The following is a 22,248-nucleotide window of genomic DNA, read 5'->3' as shown; positions in this document are numbered from 1 at the left end:
GTTCTCAAATCTCGAGAGACGTTGTATGCAACGTCTCTACATTCTTGGTTAGAATTCTTTTACACATATCTTGAACACATATGTATGGTGGAAACGCTAACTTACCCATGAGGAATTAATCTTCGTGGCGGAAATTCCATGCTGCACAACCAGCTGCGGTTGCTCCTGCTAATAAACCCGTACTCATTCCCTGTAGAGTTTTTTCCAGGGGTTCTTGTTGCAAACAATCACTTGTGACAGTTTCGGACTGCAAGCAAAGATTGCTTTTTGCCCAACTCGACGTACCGCCTAGAATTACACCAGCTAGACTACAGGAAAAAACCAGTAACAACAGGCGCTTGATTTTTCTATCCATAGATGGATGATTTAAAGGTGAGAAACTGATAGATGATCTCAACTACTCTACACCTGTTTTTATAATGTTGACTACTATTTATCTATTTTTTATGTCCTGCTACCATCATCAGTGCAGATACTTTTCTGACGAATCCTACTCCCTAGGGATATCATATTGAATTGAATGGAAACTGCGCCTGATGTTTTGGTAGCTATTGACAGTCAACAGTCAACAGCCCATATCTTAGATTTCACAAATCATGGAAGAGTTTTATTCAAACCACAACTACCTCACCAACAGCACCTTGCATTTTATTGAACGCATCTAATAAACTTTGCAGTTGCTGATCAGCTTTTAACACAGCTAAACCGCGTACTGTCACCTTACCAGGAGAATAAACAAAACGTGTTTTTAAATGTTCTGGTAAATTCCCTGCTAGTAAATTCCAAGCAGGTTCTTCCATAGGGGTTTCTAAGACAATATGTTGCTTATTTTCTGGTTTAATGCGGCTAAATCCTAACTTTTTCGCTAATTGCTTCAGTTCCATCACTCGTAACAGTTGATTTGCTGGAGTCGGTAAAGCACCATAGCGATCGCCCCACTCAGCTGCGATATACTTTAATTCTTCTAAAGATTTCGCTGCGGCCACAGCGCGATAAGCGCTCATCTTTTGGTCTAAATCAGGAATATAATCAGATGGAATAAACGCTGTGAGGTTGAGGTCAATTTGGGTGTCATCAACTTTGGGTATTTCTTGTCCTCTGATTTCTCGAATCGCTTCTTCCAACATTTCCATATACAAATCAAAGCCGATGGCTTCCATTTGACCGGATTGTTCTGCACCTAGCAAGTTACCCACACCCCGAATTTCCATGTCCCGCATTGCTAACTGATATCCAGAACCGAGTTGAGTAAATTCTTGAATCGCCCGTAACCTTTGCCGGGCTGCATCTGATAAAGCTTGTTGTTTGGGATAAAATAACCAAGCGTGCGCTTGTATTCCTGCGCGTCCCACACGACCACGTAATTGGTATAACTGAGACAAACCAAAACGATGGGCATCTTCAATTAAAATTGTATTCACTCGCGGAATATCTAAACCAGATTCAATAATGGTTGTACAAACAAGAATATCCGCATCACCATTACTGAAGGTCAGCATAGTTGATTCCAATTCGCTTTCATCCATTTGGCCATGAGCAATGGCAAACCTCCCCCCTGGTATCATTTCTCGTAAGTTGGCTGTGAGTTCTTCAATACCTTCCACTCGGGGTACTACATAAAATACCTGTCCGCCCCTGTCTAATTCCTGACGAATGGCACTGCGGACAATTTCTGGTTTCAACGGCGCTAGGTGGGTTTTAATTGGTCTTCTGGTGGGAGGCGGTGTAGTAATCAAACTCATTTCCCGAATCCCGGACAAAGACATATATAAAGTACGGGGAATGGGAGTAGCGGAAAGGGTGAGGACATCAACTTGAGTTTTCAAGCTTTTAATTTTTTCTTTTTGGTTCACCCCAAATCTTTGTTCTTCATCCACCACCAACAGTCCTAAATCGCGAAAGGTGACATTTTTGCCTAAAAGTTGGTGCGTACCCACGACTATATCTAACTCCCCGGTAGCTAATCGCTTTTGAATAGTGCGGCGTTCTTCAGCTGTGCGGAAACGGTTAAGTAAGCCAATATTTACTGGGTAAGGAGCAAAGCGTTCTTTGAGGGTGTGGTAATGTTGTTGAGTTAGGATAGTGGTGGGTGCTAACAGTGCAACTTGTTTCCCTGCGGTGACAGCTTTAAAAATTGCCCGAATAGCTACTTCTGTTTTCCCAAAACCCACGTCACCACAAATCAAACGATCCATTGGGCGATCGCTTTCCATATCTCGTTTGACGTCTTGCACTGCTTTGAGCTGGTCTGTGGTGGGTTGGTAAGGAAAAGAATCTTCCATTTCTTCTTGCCAAGGCATATCCTGTGCATAGGTATAGCCTTGTTGCTTGGATCGTGCTGCATACAGTTTGAGCAAGTCCACCGCTAATTTTTTGATGGCTTTGCGAACTCTGGTTTTGGTGTTATCCCAAGCTTTACCAGTCATTTTGTGCAATTCTGGCGGTTTATCTCCTATGCGGCGAAAGCGAGATAAAGAACCTACTTGATCGGCGGCAACTCTGAGGATGCCATCGGCATATTTTACTACTAAATAATCACGAGTTTCGTGATTAATTGTTAGACTCTCCAGTTTAACAAATTGACCGATGCCGTGGCTTTTGTGAACTACATAATCTCCCTGACGCAGCTTATGAGGGTCTACTTGTTTAGAACTGGCCTGGCGACGCTTGCGGATATATCCTGGTGTAGCTAGAGAATGCTGTCCGTAAAACTCGCGGTCAGTCACCACCACCAGACGGTATGTAGGCATGATAAAGCCTTCTAGTTCTGCTAAACCAGAATATTTCAGAGCTACAGGTATATGATTAATTTGTAACTTGTCAATTGCTTGGTAGTCCCGGGGATTGGGAATAAACTGAGCCGGACAATCGTGTTCTTGCAGGAGAGAAACAGAACGGGAAGGTTGGGCAGAAATTAACCAAATGGAAAAATTGCGATCGCGCTGTTGTCTCAAGGTTTCCGCCAGTTTACCAAATTGATGTGGTGTCAGAGGTAAGCCTCGACTAGCCAAATTTATACCACTGCTTTCTTCGGCTAATTCCGATAAATATAAAGTTTTAAATTTAATCACATCACCTAGGCATTGATCAAAAGAGCGATGAATCTTGGGCAATTCTAGGAAAATATCAGCCAATTCTTCCCCAAAACCCAATCCCCATTGTTCTTCGGCATTTTCTACCCAGCGATCACTATGTGCATGACACTGTTCTGGTTCATCAATAGCGACTAAAGTATTTGCAGTTAAATAATCTAACAGTGATGCGGGTTGTGGAAAAGCCAAGCCTAAAAAACGCCCCCGTCCTTCTGGTAGTTCTGAGTCTGTGGATAGACGATTCATCGCCTGGGTAAAATGGGTATTGTCTTGTAGTGCAGCCAAAATAATAGGAGCAAAGCTAGTGGGAGTCAGGGTGATTTGCTGAATTTTGTCAAGGGCGGAACGTTGACTAGCAGGATCAAATTCGCGGATTTTCTGAATTTCGTCACCAAACCACTCTAATCTCACGGGCATTTCCGAGGAAACCGGGAAAATATCAACGATATCACCCCGGCGACTCCATTGACCCTCTGTTTCCACCAGGGGGACTCGTTCATATCCCAAACTGGTAATTTTTTCCCCAAAGGTATCCAAATCAAATTCCATTCCCCCATTGACGGTCACACAAAAAGGTGTGAAAGCTGCTGGTGGTGGTAAATGCGGTTGTAATGCTCCTGTGGTGGCTACAATAGCCAAACAACCCTGGGCTGTAGAATTACCACCATTTGTTTCTGATTGCCATTTCTTATTTACCAAATCCGCTAGGACTTGCATTTGTCCCCAGGTCATTTCTGTTTCTGGGTCAAAGGGTTCGTAAGGTGAGGCTTCAGAAGTGGGATAAAAATGCACTGTGTACCATCCCATGGCCTCCAACTGTGCATAGGCGCGTCCTGCTTCCTCCAGGGTTGGTACTACTACCAACAAATCTCTTCCTGAATTTTGCGCTAATGCTGAAGCTACCAGACCTTTAGGTAGGCGAGAAATGCCATTTAACCGTAATTCTTGTTGGCGATTTAACTTGGAAAGTAATTCATTGCTCAAAGGCGATCGTCCCAAGGCACGCACAATAGAAGAAAATGCCATAAGTTTTACTAGAGGAGGAAGTGGTTAAAGATAATAAAAATTAGAGTTAGTTTATATTCACCATTTTAAAAGTGTTAACCGCAGTATTTTTATTTCTGTGGAAGAATAATATTTAATTATTCCTAGGTTAAAAGATTAAAAATATTACTTTATGTACTGTAAAACCATTTATGTGGGCATCTTCAATACTAGATACTAAAAGGTAAGCTACATTCGCTTTGATTAATGGCAATTCTCAAAAATGTTTTCCATTACTTTTGAAACTTCAGTCCTTTTGGTGCTAATTATTGCCAATGCCCTGTTTTCTTTATCACAGATGGCAATCGTCTCAGCACGTAAAGTCCGGCTACAACAACTTGCCAATCAAGGAGATATCAAAGCAAGGGTAGCATTAGAACTAGCTGAGTCGCCCAATTATTTTCTTTCGACAATTCAAATGGGAATTACCTTCTTGGCTATTCTTGCAGGTGCTGTTTCGGCAGCAACAATTACTACACGAATAGCAGTATATATACGGTTGATTCCTTTCTTAGCTTCTTACAGTCAAATCATCGCTTTTGCTTTAGTGGTTTTGATGATCACCTATTTGGTTCTGATTATTGGTGAATTACTACCAAAACGTTTAGCACTGAATAACCCAGAGGGAATTGCCACATTTATGGCTATTCCCATGAAAGCTCTAACCACACTTGCTTCACCAATGGTATCTTGCCTCAATGCTTCTACTGACATCATAGTGCGAGGATTGGGTATGAAACCCTATGTTGAGCCAGCAGTTACTGAGGAAGAAATTAAAATCTTAATTGAACAAGGTACAGAAGCGGGAACCTTTGAAGAAGCTGAACAAGACATGGTAGAGCGAGTATTTCGTTTAGGCGATCGCCCTGCTACTTCTTTTATGACACCGCGTCCTGATATTGTCTGGCTAGACTTAGAAGATTCTCCCGCCCAAAATCGGCAAAAGATCATTGACAGTGGCTATTCCCGCTATCCAGTTTGCCAGGGAGGACTAGATAATGTACTTGGTATAATCACCGTCACCGATTTATTAGCTAGCTGTTTCCGCAGTGAACTAATGGACTTAACAACAGGATTGCGACAGCCTGTGTTTGTACCAGAAGTTACTCATGGTTTGAAAGTATTGGAGTTGTTTAAACAAACCATTACTTACATGGCCTTGATAGTGGATGAATACGGTGTCATTCAAGGATTAGTTACTCTCAACGACATCATGAGCGAAATCGTCGGCGAGGTTCCAGAAGAACCAGGAGAAGAACAACCCCAAGCTGTCCAACGGGAGGACGGTTCCTGGTTACTAGATGGGATGTTACACATAGATGAGTTTTATGAGCTGTTTGATTTAGAAGAATGGGAAATTGGCGAAAGAGGTAGCTATCAGACATTGGGTGGTTTTGTGATCAATCACCTGGGGCGTATTCCCGTAGCAGCCGACTATTTTCAATGGCGTGGTATGCGGATTGAAGTAATGGATATGGATGCTAACCGCGTTGATAAAGTGCTAGTAATCCCGATGGTAGATTACGAAGTAGCCACTAAAGATTAGAAAAGCAAACACCAGGAGTGAAAATAGTCACTTCCCAATCACTTATGACCACGCCCTAGGTCTTCGATAACCGCTTAACTTCATCACCTGCTAACATTTGATGAGCTTTTGCTAACATTTGAGGAATTTTATGGGCGTGGGGATTATTCACCAGAAATGGTTGCAAGTCTAGCTCATCTAAACTATCTGCTTGATTACCAGGGAACCAGTGACTACCATGACCTAGTAGGTTATAACGCATTTTGGAGTAATCTACTAAATCATAGGCGATGGCTAAATTTAACAACCACAAAATCACACGAATATTCACCTGTCCAGGGGTTTCTTCCCAATTGGGTAAGTTAGTATCCCAAGTTTTTACCCACTCTTCTCCTAAAACAGCGATCGCTTCTTGTTCTAACTTACTCAATATTGGAGGTAAAATTTCCTCAGCCCGGTTTAAATATTCTAAAGTTTGGAGATGTTCATCAAAATCTCCAGGTTTAGCAGCGCCCAAACTGAGGGTGTGTACTTCTTCGTGACTAAGACAAAACAAATCATTAAACACCATCGGACTTAAAGGATCACAAAGATGAACTAACTTTTGGGGTGGTTTATATAGCATTCCACCTTTATCTGAGGGACTAATAATAAATACCCCCATATCATGGCGGTTAGCGGCTGTAATTGCTTCCCAATTCCATTGATTAATGTAGTACCAATGCAAGTTAACATAATCAAATTGACGACTATTAATTGCTTGCAAAATCACATCTTCAGATCCATGAGTAGAAAAGCCAATAAATCTTACTTTTCCCTCAGATTGTAACTGCTGCGCCACTTCTAAACAGCCACCGGGGCGCATACTGTAGTCTAAAGATTCCCCATGATTAATACCGTGTAATCCCAGCAAATCTACATAATCCAACTGGAGATTTCGCAGTGATTGTTCAAATGTTTGACGAAATTCCTTGGCATCTTCCACAGGGCAAACTTTTGTCTGTACAATTAATTGCTCCCGGGGAAACTGGGGCAATATTTTACCCAATTGCATTTCTGATGTACCATAGTCACGGGCAGTTTCAATGTGATTAATTCCCACATCTAAAGCTTTGCGAATAGTCGCTTCTAAATTTGCCTGATTATCCCCAGGAATTTCCGAATCGGGGACATCTTGCCATTTGAACTGGTATCTCATACCCCCACAAGAAAAAACAGGCATCTGTAATTCTGTGCGGCCAAATCTTCTATAAAGCATAAACTTGTATAAAGAGTAAATTTTCTAGAGACACAATTAATAGTGCCTCTACTTGTGCTTGTTGCTCGTATCTTTGTGTAGTGGTGAGGGATCAGTCGGTTTTTAATCGACTTGAGCCATGAGAATCTTAATTTATTCCCTGGCTCACTAATACCTCTACATTAAACAGGATCTTGTAACTCAGCTGTACGCACTGAAAGCAGCTGTGTCTGATTACCACGTTGCACTCTCACCTGTAACAACTGACCAAGACGACTATTTTCCACCAGATTTTGTAATTGATCTGCACTGGTGATAGATTCCCGGTCAATTTGTACGATTACATCACCACGTCGCATACCCGCGGACGCTGCTGGGGAATCAGGTACGACTCGCATTACTAAAACACCATTAATTTCTGGTATTTGAATAGGAGAATTAGGGTCAGTGTTATTTTGCCTTGCTAGGTCAGGGGTTAAAGTGATCATTTGCACACCTAAATAAGGGTGAATAACTCTGCCATCACGTTGCAATTTCAATGCAATCTCTTTAGCTTTATCAATGGGAATCGCAAAGCCAATACCCATTGCGTCAGGACGAATAGCTGTGTTGATACCAATGACTTCGCCCCGTTCATTCAACAGTGGCCCGCCAGAGTTACCAGGATTAATAGCAGCATCAGTTTGAATAAAGTCTAAGCGTTTGTCAGCAATGCCAACTTGGGCGCTGGAACGTTTGAGGGTGCTGACAATTCCCAAGGTCACGGTGTTATCAAATCCTAAAGGATTACCCACTGCGATCGCCCAGTCTCCCACTTGTACTTGATCAGAATCACCCAAAGGTGCAACAGGTAAATCTCTATCAGGGCTAATCTTGACAACTGCTAAATCTGTGACTTCATCAATTCCTTGCACTTTGCCTTCATAAGTACGACCATCTTTGAGGCGGACTGTTACTCTATCAGCCTTATCAACCACATGGGCATTGGTTAAAACCAAACCACCTTTGTCAATGATAAACCCGGAACCTAAACCGCGTAACTGTTCAGGAGGCAATTGTTGAGGGAAACCATCACCAAAAAACCGCCGAAAGAATGGGTCTTCCATAAATGGGTCTATACGACGAGCAATAGTGCGTTCCGTATCAATACGTACTACTGCCTTTCCCACACGATTTACAGCAGCGGTAACAAAACTAGTGCTACCTATAGCCACCTTAGCGGGGGATTCCTGTTGGGGGCTGATACCTGATGTTTGGGTTGGTATGGTCATATCATCCTCACCCCTGACCACAGTCGGCGCCGGGTTGGCTTGGGAAGGTAACACATGAAAAGTACCCACCGTTAACGCTACACCTACAATCATGGCTAACAGATAAGAACTGAATTGACGTAGAAAAGCGCTTACTTGAGAAAATCGCATAATCACAACCTCATCTAGAAGGTTAATTGTGAGACGTTATGAAACATCTTCCTACATTTATTTTGACAAAATCGATAATAACCCTTGTGTATTGGCCTTGGCATTGTTTTTGTCGGTTTCTGACGAAAAATTGGTATTACTTATAATTACTTGTAATTAAATTACTGTACAATACTTACATATATCTGTAATCTCAACGAGGCTTTAGGTCTATGGCGGGAAATATTGGTTCTCCTGATCCCACACAACCACTGAGTGTAGGTAAGGTTATCAGTAATGGAATACGCTTGTATCGTTCTCATGTTCAAGACTATTTTTTCCTAGCACTCAAGGCCCACCTTTGGGTCTTAGTTCCCGTCTATGGTTCGGTTAAGTTTATAGCTCTCACAGCTCTGATTTCCCGCTTGGCTTTCGGTGAATTGGTGAATCAGCCAGAAAGTATCCCCTCTGGTCAACGCTTTGTTAATTCTCGGTTGTGGCAGTTTTTAATGGCGATGGTGTTATTATTTTTTATGGTTGTGGGATTTAGCCTAAGTATAGTGATTATACTTGTCATCTTAGGGGTTTTCTGGGGCTTTATATTTCCATACGAAAATTCTGCTGCTGTTCTTCTTTTGGGTCTGATTACCTTGGTGGGTCTGATTGTGGTAACCGGTTTCTGGATCATAATGAGGTTATGCTTAGTATATGAGCTCTTGGCTATTGAAGAAAATGTTGACGGGGTGTCAGCCATTAGTCGCAGTTGACAATTAACTCAGGGTTACGGCTGGCGGTTGTTGTTGATTTACTTTGTGGCTTTTTTAATTACCATCCCGGCTCGGATTATGATGCCAGTTATGACTAGTTTGTTAGAATTAGTTTTCTTACCGTTGATACTAGATGGATCTAGTCTATATGCTTTACTTTATTTTCTATTTTTGCCAGCCATCATTTTTAGTATTAGTGCTGTGATTTTACCCTTTTATCAAACTCTCACAGCTGTCATTTACTACGACCTCCGCAGTCGTCGGGAGGGTTTAGGTTTAAAACTACGAGACCACGAAATTTAACTGTTTGACTGGGGTTAACTTCAGGAAATATTTTTTCTTTGATTCTTGAGTCTCTAGGCTAGGATCTGAGTATTACCAGTGCTTAGATAATCATGAACGGATCAAACCGATTAGCTCAAGAATCTTCGTCAGCATCCCAACCAATCAAAAATCCTCACACTCACAATGCAGACGACCAAAACAATCATACTCACGGGCATGGAAATTCGGTTCATTCTCACGTTCATAGTCAAGAGTCACTACGGAAAATTGTCAATCGCCTGTCACGCATAGAAGGCCATATTCGCGGTATTAAAACAATGGTGCAGCAGGATACCCCTTGTCCTGATGTTTTATTGCAAATTGCAGCTGTGCGGGGCGCTTTGGATAAAGTAGCGAGAATTGTTTTAGATGAACATTTAAGTGAGTGTATTGCTAGAGCAGCACAAGAAGGCAATATGGAAGTGGAAATTGAACAGTTAAAAGCTGCTTTAGACCGATTTTTACCGTAATAGGCTAGGCTATGACAGGGGTTTAGTTAGTTAGAGTGTATTTTCAGACAGTCTAATTTTCCCTAATAGGCACAAGCGATCGCTAATTCAGCGTGTTGTTTGAGTATATCTTGCTCCAAGGTATGGATCATATATTGGGGGGTGATTGCTAGTAATTTGTCAATTCTTTCTTTGGCTGCGGCTACAACTGATTGGTCTAAGCTACCATCAGTTAAGGAATTAACAAAATCTTCAGCCATCCCATAGGTACTCTCAATAGATATTGAATCAATATTACGGGAAACGATAAATAAGTCACAGCCAGCATTAAAGGCGCGTGCTACGGTACCGGCATGGGTAAACATATCTGACACAGCTTTCATATCTAGGTCGTCAGATACAATCACTCCTTTAAAGCCCAATTCTTCCCTGAGTATGCTCTTGAGAATCCCTGGAGAAAGTGTTGCCGGCAAATACGCATCTATCTTGGGGAATAAAATGTGAGCTGTCATGACTAAAGGAATTTCCTCGGCTATGAGTACTTGAAATGGTATCAGTTCTCGTTTCCGCAGGTCTTCTAAGGAGAGGTTGAGTATTGGTAATTCAATATGAGAGTCTTTGCTGGTGTCTCCATGTCCAGGAAAATGTTTAGCACATCCTAATATTCCTGCTTCCTGTAGTCCTTGATAGTATTCACGCACCGCTTCAGCTGTTGTTTCTGGGGTGCGACCAAAGGCACGAGGCCCGATAATCGGATTTTGAGCATGGGAAAAAATATCTGCTACAGGAGACCAAGACAAATTTATTCCCAAGGATTTTAATTCTATACCAGTAGCTGTTGCTACTTGACGTACTGACGATAAGCTTTTTCCTGTTTTTGTCTCTGGCAATAATAAAGCATAGGGAAAGCGGGTAATTGGTGGAGGTGTCCGAACTACCCTTCCCCCTTCGTGATCTAATGTCATAAACATGGAATCACGTTCAGTATATTTTTTGATTTGCTCGTTTAGCTCCTTAAAGTTTTCCAGCCAAACTTCATAACGATGACCATCCAGAAAGTTTTTAGCGAAAAATATTACTCCAGCTGGTTTTAATTCACTCAGGATGCGTTTATCATCATCACTTAATGAAGTACCAGAAACACCAACTATTAAGTGACGTCCAAAGCTTTCTAGCTGTTGAGATGTTGCCATAATGCTTGACCTGTGATTCATTAACAAATGATTAATTAACAAACAAATCCTGCTCAGGAGGTAATAGCAGTTAAAAAGCTGTTTTTTATATACATGTTTATTCCTTGGGAAGATTACTATATGAGCAAAACCTGATACAATCCAATACTTTATTTTTTGTAAAAATTCGCTTTCTTAAGCCTATAGCTCAGAAGTAATCAGGCATAAACCCGGTTCGCATCTAGGCTGCATTAATTTTGATGTGTGTTGCCAATGCCAGGAATTGATACCTAATTAAAGTAGCATGATTTTACTGATTTTTTAATTTCTCTGCTTCAATAAGCCGAATTGCCAGAATAGTTTCTGCTAGAACGCGATGGAATACGTAATACCAACCATGCCAACCATTGAAAATCCACCCTTCAATAATCAAACAATAGAAAAAAACCATCCCAGGAGCCAAGATTTTTTTTCTCCGGATTCGATCAACCCAATCAAGTTCGTTGACGGGAGTTTCTAGTATTTTCTTGGCTTCTAACACTGTGTAGCGTTCCTGTGACCATAACCAACGACTAAACGATTTACGATCATCGTGGTACAGATAGCTAGAGAGTAACGCTGATTTACCAGTCAATTGTAAAACCTGTGTATGTCCATCATCAATGTAAGTGGCTTTGCTTTTTTTAAACAAAACTTGACGTGGAGGAAGTATTCTGGTTTTGCGAACAGGTTTGCCCAACACACAGTAATTGAACTTGACAAAGTAGCCATCAATTTCTCCATCCACAGGTAAAGCTGCCATTTCAGAGATTAAATCATCTGTAACTACATAATCTGCATCCAAAGAAAGTACCCAAGGAGATTTGACTTGCTCTAAGCCATAGTTCCATTGTTGACCGTGGGTATCAAATTTACGTTTAAATACTTCTACTTGGGAATAGGAGTTGAGAATTTCTAAGGTTGTATCGGTACTATAGCTATCAACAACTATGATTTTTTTAGCCCAAAAAAGTTGTTGGAGGGTACGCTCAATATTCGCTGCTTCATTGTAAGTCAGAATCACAGGCGTAATCTGTTTTAACATCGATACCATTTCATTAGAATTAAAGGAATTCTCTGCAGTAGATGTCGCCATAGGAGATGAGATAATTGATCTAGTTCTTAATTGAGTCTTGTTATTTGGATAGCATAGATAAGCAAAAATTTGTCAATTTTTCAGCAATCAGTCAAATAATTACCATCAAATAAATGCAATCTGGGTTATAGTAGTGATTTCTATGGACACCTACTAATTTGCGTAGAGTGTCCTTGGTGTAGGAGATACAGTGGTGGAAAATTATTTTTAACTGCTAAGTCGCGAAAATCGGTAATGACAGTAATCTGGTTAAGTGGGATGGAAACAAAAATCTTGCCTCACATCCACAGGATGAATTACTGAAGTGGTAATGATACCGGGGGTGTGCTGTTGTTTGTGTATCATAATCAAGTTGCCTGGCAGAGAAGTTTTTGAACAAGGGGTGGCATAATCCCTGCCAAATGTAACGGATTGCAACGTATAATGAGAACGACAAAACGATCAAAAAATATTGGAAGGCAGTAAGTTTAAATGCGAGTAGCGATCGCGGGTGCTGGTCTAGCAGGGTTATCCTGCGCGAAATATCTCACAGACGCAGGTCACACTCCCATTGTCTTGGAGCGCCGGGATGTATTGGGTGGCAAGGTGGCTGCGTGGCAAGACTCTGATGGAGACTGGTACGAAACGGGTTTACACATTTTTTTTGGCGCATATCCCAATATGCTGCAACTATTTAAAGAGTTAAATATTGAAGATCGATTGCAGTGGAAAGAACACACAATGATCTTCAACCAGCCCGAAGCGCCAGGAACTTACAGCCGTTTCGATTTTCCAGATTTACCAGCTCCGTTCAATGGTGTGATGGCAATTCTGAGAAACAACGACATGCTGACATGGCCGGAAAAAATTAAATTTGGATTAGGTCTAATTCCGGCAATGGTTCAGGGGCAGAAGTACGTTGAGGAAATGGATCAATACTCTTGGACAGAGTGGTTGCGTAAGCAAAACATTCCTGAACGGGTGAATAAAGAAGTTTTTATTGCCATGTGCAAGTCACTCAACTTTATCGGCCCAGATGAAATTTCTGCTACCATCTTGCTAACTGCCCTGAATCGCTTTCTCCAAGAAAAAAATGGCTCAAAAATGGCGTTTTTAGATGGTTCACCAACGGAACGCTTGTGTCAGCCCATAGTAGACTACATCACCGAGGGCGGTGGTGAGGTGCGCCTGAATGCACCATTAAAAGAAATTTTGCTGAACCCTGATGGTACTGTGAAAGGATTTTTACTCAGAGGGTTAAATGGGGCAGAAGATGAAGTCTTTACGGCTGATTTGTACGTATCCGCTATGCCAGTTGACCCCCTTAAGGTGATGCTACCAGAAGCTTGGCAGCAGCTGGAGTTCTTCCAGAAGCTAGAAGGGCTAGAAGGCGTACCTGTAATTAACGTACATTTGTGGTTTGATCGTAAATTAACAAAAATTGATCACCTGCTATTTTCCCGATCGCCCCTCCTCAGCGTTTATGCTGATATGAGTAATACTTGTCGTGAATATGCTAATCCTGATCGCTCGATGCTGGAATTAGTGTTAGCTCCGGCAAAAGATTGGATCACAAAATCAGATGAGGAAATTGTTACCGCAACTATTGTTGAGTTGGAAAAACTCTTCCCCAACCATTTTGGAGGAGAAAATCCAGCGCAATTGTTGAAATACCATGTAGTGAAAACACCGCGTTCAGTTTACAAAGCGACTCCTGGTCGTCAACAGTATCGCCCCTCTCAGAAAACCCCCATAACTAACTTTTATTTGACTGGGGATTACACCATGCAACGCTACTTAGCCAGTATGGAAGGTGCTGTACTTTCTGGTAAGCTGACAGCGCAGGCAATCTCTGAAGCACTCCCGGTAGCAAATTCTTCAACCCTGCAAACGCCAACCCGACCGCCCGCAACGAATGCTGCAACTGCCTGATTCCCCTCCGCGCATGAAAACGCTGGTCTCTGTAGACGAGTCTTACAAACTTTGTCGGCAACTTATAGCCAAGTACTCCGCGACCTTTTACCTAAGCACTTTGCTCCTGAGCGAAGAAAAACGTCCAGCTATTTGGGCGATTTACGCTTGGTGTCGCCGCACAGATGAACTGGTAGATGGCCCTGGATCTGCCATGACTACCCCCAAAACCCTAGATTTATGGGAACAGCAGCTGGAATCAATTTTTGCTGGAAACCCAGTAGAAAATTATGATGTAGCTTTAGCGGATACTGTTCGACGCTTTCCAATCGACATTCAGCCCTTCCGGGACATGATTGCTGGCCAGCACATGGATTTATATCGCAGTCGCTACGAAACCTTTGAGGATTTATATCTATACTGTTACCGCGTCGCTGGTACTGTGGGCTTAATGTCAACGTCAGTCATGGGATTGGATGAAACCAAAAACACAGCCCCGTGGAACTGTGAACAACAGCCTTATGTGCCAAGTGCTGAAGAAATTGCCTTGGGAATTGCCAAGCAACTCACCAATATCCTCAGAGATGTGGGAGAAGATGCACGACGTGGACGAATTTATATTCCTTTGGAGGATTTGGCGCGATTTAATTACACCGAGGAAGATTTATTTAAAGGTGTAGTAGATGATCGCTGGCGCTCCCTAATGCGGTTTCAAATTAATAGAGCCAGAGAGTTTTATACCAAGGCCCAAAAAGGTATTACTTACTTGTCTACTGATGCCCGTTGGCCTGTATGGGCCGCTCTCATGCATTACAGTCGCATTTTAACTATAATTGAACGCAACGATTACAACGTGTTTACTCGTCGTGCCTACGTACCTCAATGGCAAAAATTATGTTCTTTGCCAGTGGCGTGGATGCGATCGCAAGTACTTTAACCAACCTCCCCGAATTCCCCATCCGCTTATGCGGTGGGGATGGATAGCGACGGGGCGCAAGCCCCAATTTCTGACAAAACTCAAATCTCAAATTTTTGCAGTTGACTAACTCAAAGAAGTTTGCTATTATCATTATCTGTAGCCCATCTGGAGAGGTGGCTGAGTGGTCGAAAGCGACAGATTGCTAATCTGTTGTACGGTTGGTAACTCCGTACCGAGGGTTCGAATCCCTCCCTCTCCGTTTCAAACCTTTCAACATGAGCAACTAGGGTTTGCCTGTTGTTGTCACATTCAAACAGATATTAATGTATCAGTAAACAGTTGTACTCCCCTAGGTAGATGCTATGATTTATCCTTTGGAGTCTTTTAAGATTGGGCTAACTAACAACCTAGTTTGAATCTTACTTTTAGACTCCTAAATATTTCAGGAGTAAAAGTAAACTATGCCAAGAATTAACACTGCTTTAGCATTGAGTATAGCTAGTCTAGCAGCCGGTTTTCTCCTAGGTGCTTGCGAAAATGCTAACAACACCAATAGCACAACTAATAGTAGTCAAGGATTAAAAATTGGTACTCTACTACCAACAACAGGTGACTTAGCTTCTATCGGACAGCAAATGGTAGGTTCAATTCCTTTGCTAGTGGAAACTGTTAACGCTTGTGAGGGCGTTAATAGCCAACCAGTTACCCTAGTGGAAGTAGACGACCAAACCGATCCTCGATCTGGTGCGGCTGGGATGACTAAATTGGCAACTTTGGATAAAGTAGCTGGCGTAGTTGGTTCCTTTGCTAGCAGTGTTTCTACTGCTGCTGTCTCAGTTGCTGTACCTAATCAAGTCATGATAATTTCTCCTGGTAGTACCAGTCCAGTTTTTACAGAAAAGGCACAAAAGGGAGACTTTAAAGGCTTTTGGGCACGTACCGCTCCTCCTGACACCTACCAAGCATTAGCATTAGCTCAACTAGCTAATCAAAAAGGTTATAAGCGAGTTTCTACAGTTGTCATTAATAATGACTATGGGGTTGGCTTTGAAAAAGCATTTGTAGAAGCTTTTGAAAAATTGGGTGGAACTGTAATTAATAAAAATAAGCCTGTCCGCTACGACCCCAAAGCTCAAACATTTGATACTGAAGCAGCAGCAGCTTTTGCTGACAAGCCAGATGCAGTCATAGCCGTGCTTTACGCTGAAACTGGTAGTCTCCTCCTCAAAACGGCTTATCAGCAAGGTTTGACAGAAGGTGTGCAAATTCTCCTCACAGATGGAGTCAAATCACCCACTTTCCCTGACCAAGTAGGTAAAGGTAGCGACAGTAAATATCTCCTCACTGGCGCCTTGGGTACAGTGCCAGGTTCTAATGGTAAAGCATTAGCTGATTTTAACAAGCTGTGGCAAGAGAAAAAAGGCGGTTCACCAGGGGAATATGCTCCCCAAGCTTGGGATGCAGCTGCTTTATTGGTACTTGCTGCACAAGCCGCCCAGGAAAACACGGGGGTTGGTATTTCTCAAAAAGTCCGTGAAGTTGCTAATGAGCCTGGTACAGAAGTTACTGATGTCTGCGAAGGGCTGAAGTTACTCCGAGAAGGTGAAGATATTAATTACCAAGGCGCAAGCGGTAACGTTGATGTTGATGCTAATGGTGATGTTGTCGGTGTATACGATGTTTGGACTGTAACACCAGATGGCAAAATTGAGGTGATTGACAAAGTTAGTCCTAATCCACAATAACAACTTCCACGGCCCACGTTTGTGGGCTATAATTTCCCCTCTTCACATCAAGTTCGGCAAATTAATTCTCAAATTTTGATTCAGGCTCATTCACACTGGCTTCTAAAGTTTTAACCTGGGTTTGCAATTCTACAATTCTTTGCATATGCGATCGCTCCAGAGAATAACCTAACCACACAAAGCTACCACCTAACATAGTTACAACTCCCGCCAGAATACCAGTGAGCAATGTTACTTGAGAGCGCAGATGTTTCACTTCTTGAAGCTGATATTGAGGCTTGGTAACAGAATTAATCTTGATCTCCGGATGTTCCAGAACCAATTGTGGTTTTGGTTTCTCTTTAGTTGTAAAAGTAACCTTGCTTGCTAGCCAGTTAGTGATTAATTGAGAACCATTATTTTTAAACCACCGCCAAGCAAAAATTCTAAATATTGGCTTGGATGTCCTGGAAATGAATTTCAAAGTTGTATTGAGAGTTCCAGAGCGAAACTTGTGGTTAATTAAATTAATTGACCCTACATCATATAGAGAATCTAATACTAACTTCACTGTAGTTTCTTCTCTAGAAATTAAATTTTGCAACAATAGAAGAACATCATGCATAACTTCTTCTTCTTTTTGCTTTTCTACCAGAAAATTTGTCTTATTATCGGTTATTTGATCTGGTTTATTCATATATATCAACTCTAGTTTTGTCCAAGATTTCCTGTGTATTATTTAAACTGAAATAATTTTTACCAAAAGCAATACTAGATCTAAACTTAGACTGTTATATTCTGTGGGAAGCAGCTTTGTTAATTTTGGCAGGTTAGCTCTGATAGTTAATATTTTGAGTATTATGACATAATTTAGCTGCCCATATCAAGATAAAAAATATATATTTCATATGATATTCAAGATGTTATTAATATAACTATTAATTCAGTTAAATCATCTTTTCTACATTGTTAAACTTGCGAAATGTAAAAGGCAAAAGTTATTGTTAACTTCGCCTTTTATGTTTCACATTATGTCATTAAAAACCAGAAAAATTGTAACCAACTCCTAATAACAAACCGACATCAGTCTCGTCAAAAAATCCAGCATTCACCGCAGCTGTAGCAGTGAATCGAGGAGTTAAAGGAAAATCAATACCACCAGATACCAACAAGGCTGTTTTTGAATCATTACCAGTTCTAATAGCTGCACCTGCTCCAACATAAGGCGCGATCGCTAAGGGTTCGTCAAATGGATCAGCCTGTTGTAAGCTGAAGTCATAGGTGATGGGAACCATAATTGTAGTGTTGTTACCAAATACTGCTGCGGGTCTGATCGATAAGGTATTTGTCACTCCCACTTTACCCATGACTGCAAAATTACCGTCACCTAAAGATGAGTCACCGCCACCTAAACCAATATTACCGGCAACACCAATATAGCTTCTGCCACCACGAGTAGGTTGACCCAAACTAATATCCGCTTGTGCTACCTGAGTAGGAGAAAATTGAGCAGTGGGTTTGGATTCGGAAATCAGGGCTGCTGATGAAGTTATTGCTGTTCCTGGTACAGGTGTGAGTGTTCCATCAGCAACTTTTTGAGTATTAGCGTAGGCAAACTGGTGTAATTTAATATCATCTATAGATGTTGTATTTACACAAGATTTAGTCAGCGGTTGAATATCTACTGTTTCAGCAACGGCAGACAAACCATTACTCAAAACTGTTAGAGCAACTACACCGGGTAAGTAAAATAAACTTTTGCTTTCACGTAGCGCGTCGAAGACGATAAAAATAGTATTCACATTCACTCCTAACGTAATATTGTTGCCATCGACATTTTCTGGTTGTGATTCAAACAAATTTGACGATATTCAAACTTTAACATCAGAAAATCAGTTATTACATCCTTAACTAGACATAAGTCTTGATGAAAATACTGGGTACTAGGTAGCAGAAATCAGCTGATAATAAGCGATTGCCTCCGGCACTGCCCTTTGCACAATGGCACTGGATGAGTTGAGGGAATTTGCTGATGGTGGCTTGAAAGTTGCTTATTTATGGATAATGAAATTGAAAAAACATCGGCGTTCGCCCTTTGACTATGCAAGTTTTCATCCAGATTCTTCCTGACTTTTTATACTTTCTTCTTCATCACCACTGAGTTCAACTATCCTGGGAAGAATAAAAATTGATGAAAATATTCAAGTAATATTTATCTATCTTTGGGAGGAATTAAATTACTAGTGATTAATACTAAATAAATATCTATTCCGATCACCTGACGAACTTTAACTGTAAATCTCCTCTCTGCAATTTTTAAGCAGTGGGAGATTTTTTTAATGTGTTACCATTCTGCAAGGGCGATGGTTACTCGTTGTTGCAAGTCTGGTGTGAGAGTCAAATTATTGGCTAATTCCTGTAACTGTTGATATACCAGTTCTTTATCCAGTTTTTTTAGTGCGGCCATCGCATTTAATCTGACAACTTGACTGTCATCTGCCAATAATAAAATTAATGGTTCAACAGCTTGGTTATTTCCTAATTCCCCTAAACCGAGAGCGATCAAACTTTTAATCTTAGCCTGAACAGCATTTGCAAATGTGCCTAAATGCTGTGACTGCAAAACATCCAACAGAATTTCTGCAGCTGGTGTGATTAATTGCGGGTTTTGCACTTGTCCTAAAACCGTAATCATTTCTTGCCATAGTATTTCTGATGTACTTTGATCAAGTGCTTGGTGCAAATATGTCAAACCAGATAAAGTTTCCACCCACATTAAAGCGCGGATGACTTGTAATTGTAGCTCAAATGGTGTATTGGGTGAAATTAACACCTCAAATAAATGTTTCGCAGCCGCATCACTACCCATGCGGGAAAGAGCCATGGCTGCTGCACAACAAACGTCAAGATTAAAATCAAACAACCTCGGTTGCAATCTCGCTACTAAATCCAATTCTATAGATAAATCACGGCGAAAACCCAAACCCAGCACAGCTGCACGTCTGACTGTAGCTGCAACATCATCTAAAGCATTTAATAATGCTGGTAGTACATCTTCGTCATGAAAACTACTCAGGGCTTCTAAGGCCGTGGTGCGGACTGCTGCTTGGGAATCTTGGACAACACTCAACAGAGGTGTAATACTTTCCTTAGTACCAATATAAGCAAGCGATCGCACTGCTAAAAGTTTTGTTTCTTCCTCAGCGAGAAGTGGAGTCAGTACTGTAATTGCCGTAGTACCCATTTGCCCCAATGCTGATGCTGCTAGAGCTTTGAGTTCTTCATTTTCAGTAGTTTTCAGCAAATCCACCAAAGATACTATGACATCTGGGTGGTCAAACTCGGCTAAAGTGCGAGCCGCATACCAACGTAAATTTTCTTCAGCATTTTCATCTTTTAGAATATCAATCAATGGCGGGATAGCGATATCTCCCAATTGCCTGAAAATTTTGGCAACATCCCAACGTTGCTGAAAACTCCCCGCAGCGAAAATCGAGAGCGCTAATTCCAGCAGATATTCCCGATGTTTAACTATTTCTTGTTGTGTAGAGTCTAGAGTGAAAATCAATTCTTGTAGATATTGAGTCAACAATGACCAATCTGCCGCAGCATATGCTGTTTGTGCTTGCACTAAAAGCTGGTTGATACTGTTCACCATTCCTTGCTTGAAATGGACATGTCCGTGGTTGAAACACAGACAATTCTAGATCAAAAATCAAAAATACAAATCAGAGAAACCCAGGGTTAATACTGTTTTTTAATCAGACTTACCCATTTGCCTGAGGTTTCATAGCCACAGAGGTGATCAAGCTACCATACTTACAGCACAGCTTTCACCGTCGGTGTAACTATCGCTAAATCATCCCAAGTATTTAATCCTGGCATAATGGGAACTAACAATTCCCGAGCATAGACATGAGGGTTTGTTTGGGAGATAGTCATAAGAGATTGGCGAAGTTGAGCATTCACTGCCACAGTCTTGACATCATACATCTGCATAGTCAGCTTAGGGTACAAGCCGATACCAATAATCAACACTAAAAAGCAAGCAGCAATAAACAGTTCACGAGGTTTAGCATCGCTATAAACAGTTTGATTCGGCAGCAAGCAGTCAGTACCAAAACAAGCTGTTCCTTCATTATCCTGATTCTCAAAAGCTCCATTATTAATATCACACATCAGCGCTGCACTAGTCCCATAAAATACCTTTCGCAGCAGGTTGAGTAGATAAATCGGCGTCAGAACAACTCCTACTGCGGCGAGGAAAACCGTGATGATGCAGAAAGCAGAACTGTAGACATCGCTGGTAGTTATCCCCATAAAAACCGAGAGTTCCCCCACAAACCCACTCATACCAGGAAGGGCTAAAGAAGCCATCGCACTGATGGTAAATAGTGCAAATACCTTCGGCATTACTTGACCAACACCCCCCATATCATCCATTGACATGGTGCGAGTGCGATCGTAAGTTACCCCGGCTAAGAAAAACAGCACCGAGGCGATTAAACCGTGAGAAATCATTTGCAACATTGCCCCGTTCATGCCCAAATCAGTAAAAGAGGCAATACCCAGCAGTACAAATCCCATGTGAGAAATTGATGAATAAGCCAACCGACGCTTCATATTCGATTGAGCAAAAGAATTCAACGCACCATAAATAATGTTGACAACTCCGAGAATAGCGAGAACTGGTGCAAAGTAAATATGTGCATCAGAAAAAATTTCCAAATTCAGGCGAATCAGTCCGTATCCACCCATTTTCAGCAGCACACCTGCCAGTATCATCGATACTGGTGAAGAAGCCTCTCCGTGAGCATCAGGTAACCAAGTATGCATGGGAAACACAGCCAACTTCACACCAAAGGCAATCAGTAATCCTGCATATAGCAACAGTTCTAAACCCAAGGGGTAATTCTTCAGTCTGAGAGCAGTCAGATCAAAAGAGATATTACCGCCACCGTAGAGCGCCATTGCCAATCCTGCCACAAGGATAAATATAGAAGCCGCAGCCGTGTACAGCAAGAATTTTGTAGCTGCGTACCGACGCTTTTGCCCGCCCCATATGGAAATAAGTAAGTATACCGGAATTAGCTCCACTTCCCACATGATGAAAAACAGCAGCAAGTCTTTAGCCACAAATACCCCTACCTGCGCCGAATAAAGTACAAGCATCAGGAAATAGAAAAGGCCGGGTCTGCGATCAACTTGCCAAGCCGAAAAAATTGCGAGTGTTGTCACCAGTCCAGCCAGAAGTACAAACGGCACTGATAACCCATCCACAGCAACCGCCCAGTTTAAACCTAATTGAGGCATCCACGTATAATTTTCTTCCATTTGAAAACCAGCATTGCTGGGATCATAATGCCGCCAAAAGGTATAGGACATCAATATCAAATCTGCAACTCCCACACCCAAGGCATAGGATCTCACCCACTTGCCGTCTTTATTGGGTAACACGGGGATAACCAAAGCAGCAAGGAATGGTAGCATGACAATCGCGGTTAGCCAGGGAAATTGATCCGCCATTATATCAATAAGAAAAAATATTTATTTGTAAATCATCTCATAGT

At 41.6% G+C, this 22,248-nt stretch carries 17 protein-coding genes and 1 tRNA gene; 8 read left to right on the top strand and 10 right to left on the bottom strand.

Annotation, left to right across the window (positions count from 1 at the left end; all coding sequences use genetic code 11):
- Window positions 1-115: 115 nt before the first annotated feature.
- Window positions 116-355 carry a hypothetical protein gene (locus NWP25_RS04155; RefSeq protein WP_280649624.1) on the bottom strand — a complete coding sequence of 80 codons (240 nt, stop codon included), beginning with the start codon at window positions 353-355 and terminating at the stop codon, window positions 116-118.
- A gap of 256 nt (window positions 356-611) precedes the next feature.
- The gene (gene mfd / locus NWP25_RS04150; RefSeq protein WP_280656792.1) at window positions 612-4,118 is read right to left on the bottom strand and encodes a transcription-repair coupling factor; all 3,507 of its coding nucleotides are present in this window, start codon (window positions 4,116-4,118) and stop codon (window positions 612-614) included.
- 241 nt (window positions 4,119-4,359) lie between these two features.
- Between mfd and NWP25_RS04145 the strand changes: the two genes are divergently transcribed.
- Window positions 4,360-5,682, top strand: coding sequence for a hemolysin family protein (locus NWP25_RS04145; protein WP_280649622.1), 1,323 nt, complete (start codon window positions 4,360-4,362; stop codon window positions 5,680-5,682).
- Between the two features lie 55 nt (window positions 5,683-5,737).
- Here the strand turns inward: NWP25_RS04145 and NWP25_RS04140 are convergent, their stop codons facing one another.
- Entirely contained in the window at window positions 5,738-6,919 is a 1,182-nt protein-coding gene (locus NWP25_RS04140; protein WP_280656793.1) for an aldo/keto reductase, read from the bottom strand.
- A gap of 161 nt (window positions 6,920-7,080) precedes the next feature.
- On the bottom strand, window positions 7,081-8,319 hold the full coding sequence (locus tag NWP25_RS04135; protein WP_280649620.1) for an HhoA/HhoB/HtrA family serine endopeptidase: 1,239 nt from the start codon (window positions 8,317-8,319) through the stop codon (window positions 7,081-7,083).
- Window positions 8,320-8,531: 212 nt separating this feature from the next.
- Here NWP25_RS04135 and NWP25_RS18500 point away from each other — a divergent pair, with 212 nt between their 5' ends.
- The 3 genes from NWP25_RS18500 to NWP25_RS04125 all read left to right on the top strand — a co-directional run bounded on the left by NWP25_RS18500 (window position 8,532) and on the right by NWP25_RS04125 (window position 9,859).
- Window positions 8,532-9,065, top strand: coding sequence for a hypothetical protein (locus tag NWP25_RS18500; protein ID WP_313959061.1), 534 nt, complete (start codon window positions 8,532-8,534; stop codon window positions 9,063-9,065).
- A 45-nt stretch (window positions 9,066-9,110) separates the two neighbouring features.
- Entirely contained in the window at window positions 9,111-9,368 is a 258-nt protein-coding gene (locus NWP25_RS18495; protein WP_313959060.1) for a hypothetical protein, read from the top strand.
- A gap of 92 nt (window positions 9,369-9,460) precedes the next feature.
- The gene (locus tag NWP25_RS04125; protein ID WP_280649618.1) at window positions 9,461-9,859 is read left to right on the top strand and encodes a metal-sensitive transcriptional regulator; all 399 of its coding nucleotides are present in this window, start codon (window positions 9,461-9,463) and stop codon (window positions 9,857-9,859) included.
- A gap of 62 nt (window positions 9,860-9,921) precedes the next feature.
- Here the strand turns inward: NWP25_RS04125 and nagZ are convergent, their stop codons facing one another.
- Window positions 9,922-11,031 (bottom strand): beta-N-acetylhexosaminidase, encoded by a 1,110-nt coding sequence (gene nagZ / locus NWP25_RS04120; protein ID WP_280649617.1) that lies wholly within the window; start codon window positions 11,029-11,031, stop codon window positions 9,922-9,924.
- Window positions 11,032-11,320: 289 nt separating this feature from the next.
- A complete protein-coding gene (locus NWP25_RS04115) occupies window positions 11,321-12,094 on the bottom strand; it encodes a glycosyltransferase family 2 protein (protein ID WP_280649637.1) in 774 nt (257 codons plus the stop codon).
- A gap of 522 nt (window positions 12,095-12,616) precedes the next feature.
- Between NWP25_RS04115 and pds the strand changes: the two genes are divergently transcribed.
- The 4 genes from pds to NWP25_RS04095 all read left to right on the top strand — a co-directional run bounded on the left by pds (window position 12,617) and on the right by NWP25_RS04095 (window position 16,699).
- Window positions 12,617-14,056, top strand: a complete 1,440-nt coding sequence (pds, locus tag NWP25_RS04110; protein ID WP_280649616.1) for a 15-cis-phytoene desaturase — start codon at window positions 12,617-12,619, stop codon at window positions 14,054-14,056.
- Complete coding sequence (crtB, locus tag NWP25_RS04105; RefSeq protein ID WP_280649615.1) at window positions 14,040-14,972, top strand: 15-cis-phytoene synthase CrtB; 933 nt, start codon at window positions 14,040-14,042, stop codon at window positions 14,970-14,972. The genes pds and crtB overlap by 17 nt, the downstream gene beginning before the upstream one ends.
- A 149-nt stretch (window positions 14,973-15,121) precedes the next feature.
- Window positions 15,122-15,213 (top strand) — tRNA-Ser (locus NWP25_RS04100).
- Window positions 15,214-15,415: 202 nt separating this feature from the next.
- Entirely contained in the window at window positions 15,416-16,699 is a 1,284-nt protein-coding gene (locus NWP25_RS04095; RefSeq protein ID WP_280649614.1) for an ABC transporter substrate-binding protein, read from the top strand.
- Between the two features lie 61 nt (window positions 16,700-16,760).
- Here NWP25_RS04095 and NWP25_RS04090 read toward each other — a convergent pair whose 3' ends face one another.
- The 4 genes from NWP25_RS04090 to NWP25_RS04075 all read right to left on the bottom strand — a co-directional run bounded on the left by NWP25_RS04090 (window position 16,761) and on the right by NWP25_RS04075 (window position 22,207).
- Window positions 16,761-17,375 (bottom strand): hypothetical protein, encoded by a 615-nt coding sequence (locus NWP25_RS04090; RefSeq protein WP_280649613.1) that lies wholly within the window; start codon window positions 17,373-17,375, stop codon window positions 16,761-16,763.
- A gap of 340 nt (window positions 17,376-17,715) precedes the next feature.
- Complete coding sequence (locus tag NWP25_RS04085) at window positions 17,716-18,480, bottom strand: hypothetical protein (RefSeq protein WP_280649636.1); 765 nt, start codon at window positions 18,478-18,480, stop codon at window positions 17,716-17,718.
- 542 nt (window positions 18,481-19,022) lie between these two features.
- Window positions 19,023-20,336, bottom strand: coding sequence for a HEAT repeat domain-containing protein (locus NWP25_RS04080; RefSeq protein ID WP_280649612.1), 1,314 nt, complete (start codon window positions 20,334-20,336; stop codon window positions 19,023-19,025).
- A gap of 161 nt (window positions 20,337-20,497) precedes the next feature.
- The gene (locus tag NWP25_RS04075; protein WP_280649635.1) at window positions 20,498-22,207 is read right to left on the bottom strand and encodes an NAD(P)H-quinone oxidoreductase subunit 4; all 1,710 of its coding nucleotides are present in this window, start codon (window positions 22,205-22,207) and stop codon (window positions 20,498-20,500) included.
- Between the last annotated feature and the right edge of the window lie 41 nt (window positions 22,208-22,248).

The organism is Umezakia ovalisporum Ak1311, from assembly GCF_029891685.1.
GTDB classification, from domain to species: Bacteria; Cyanobacteriota; Cyanobacteriia; order Cyanobacteriales; family Nostocaceae; genus Umezakia; species Umezakia ovalisporum.
The sequence above is the reverse complement of the archived record's forward strand: the minus strand, read 5'-3'. Positions and strand labels throughout refer to the sequence as shown.

Excerpts from the sequence above, each read along its gene's own strand:
- nagZ (WP_280649617.1), bottom strand. The coding sequence starts at position 11,031 with ATGGCAACATCTCAACAGCTAGAAAGCTTTGGACGTCACTTAATAGTT.
- NWP25_RS04080 (WP_280649612.1), bottom strand. The coding sequence starts at position 20,336 with ATGGTGAACAGTATCAACCAGCTTTTAGTGCAAGCACAAACAGCATAT.
- pds (WP_280649616.1), top strand. The coding sequence starts at position 12,617 with ATGCGAGTAGCGATCGCGGGTGCTGGTCTAGCAGGGTTATCCTGCGCG.
- NWP25_RS04115 (WP_280649637.1), bottom strand. The coding sequence starts at position 12,094 with ATGTTAAAACAGATTACGCCTGTGATTCTGACTTACAATGAAGCAGCG.
- NWP25_RS04095 (WP_280649614.1), top strand. The coding sequence starts at position 15,416 with ATGCCAAGAATTAACACTGCTTTAGCATTGAGTATAGCTAGTCTAGCA.
- NWP25_RS04145 (WP_280649622.1), top strand. The coding sequence starts at position 4,360 with ATGTTTTCCATTACTTTTGAAACTTCAGTCCTTTTGGTGCTAATTATT.
- mfd (WP_280656792.1), bottom strand. The coding sequence starts at position 4,118 with ATGGCATTTTCTTCTATTGTGCGTGCCTTGGGACGATCGCCTTTGAGC.
- NWP25_RS04155 (WP_280649624.1), bottom strand. The coding sequence starts at position 355 with ATGGATAGAAAAATCAAGCGCCTGTTGTTACTGGTTTTTTCCTGTAGT.
- NWP25_RS04140 (WP_280656793.1), bottom strand. The coding sequence starts at position 6,919 with ATGCTTTATAGAAGATTTGGCCGCACAGAATTACAGATGCCTGTTTTT.
- NWP25_RS04125 (WP_280649618.1), top strand. The coding sequence starts at position 9,461 with ATGAACGGATCAAACCGATTAGCTCAAGAATCTTCGTCAGCATCCCAA.
- NWP25_RS04090 (WP_280649613.1), bottom strand. The coding sequence starts at position 17,375 with ATGAATAAACCAGATCAAATAACCGATAATAAGACAAATTTTCTGGTA.
- crtB (WP_280649615.1), top strand. The coding sequence starts at position 14,040 with ATGCTGCAACTGCCTGATTCCCCTCCGCGCATGAAAACGCTGGTCTCT.
- NWP25_RS18500 (WP_313959061.1), top strand. The coding sequence starts at position 8,532 with ATGGCGGGAAATATTGGTTCTCCTGATCCCACACAACCACTGAGTGTA.
- NWP25_RS04135 (WP_280649620.1), bottom strand. The coding sequence starts at position 8,319 with ATGCGATTTTCTCAAGTAAGCGCTTTTCTACGTCAATTCAGTTCTTAT.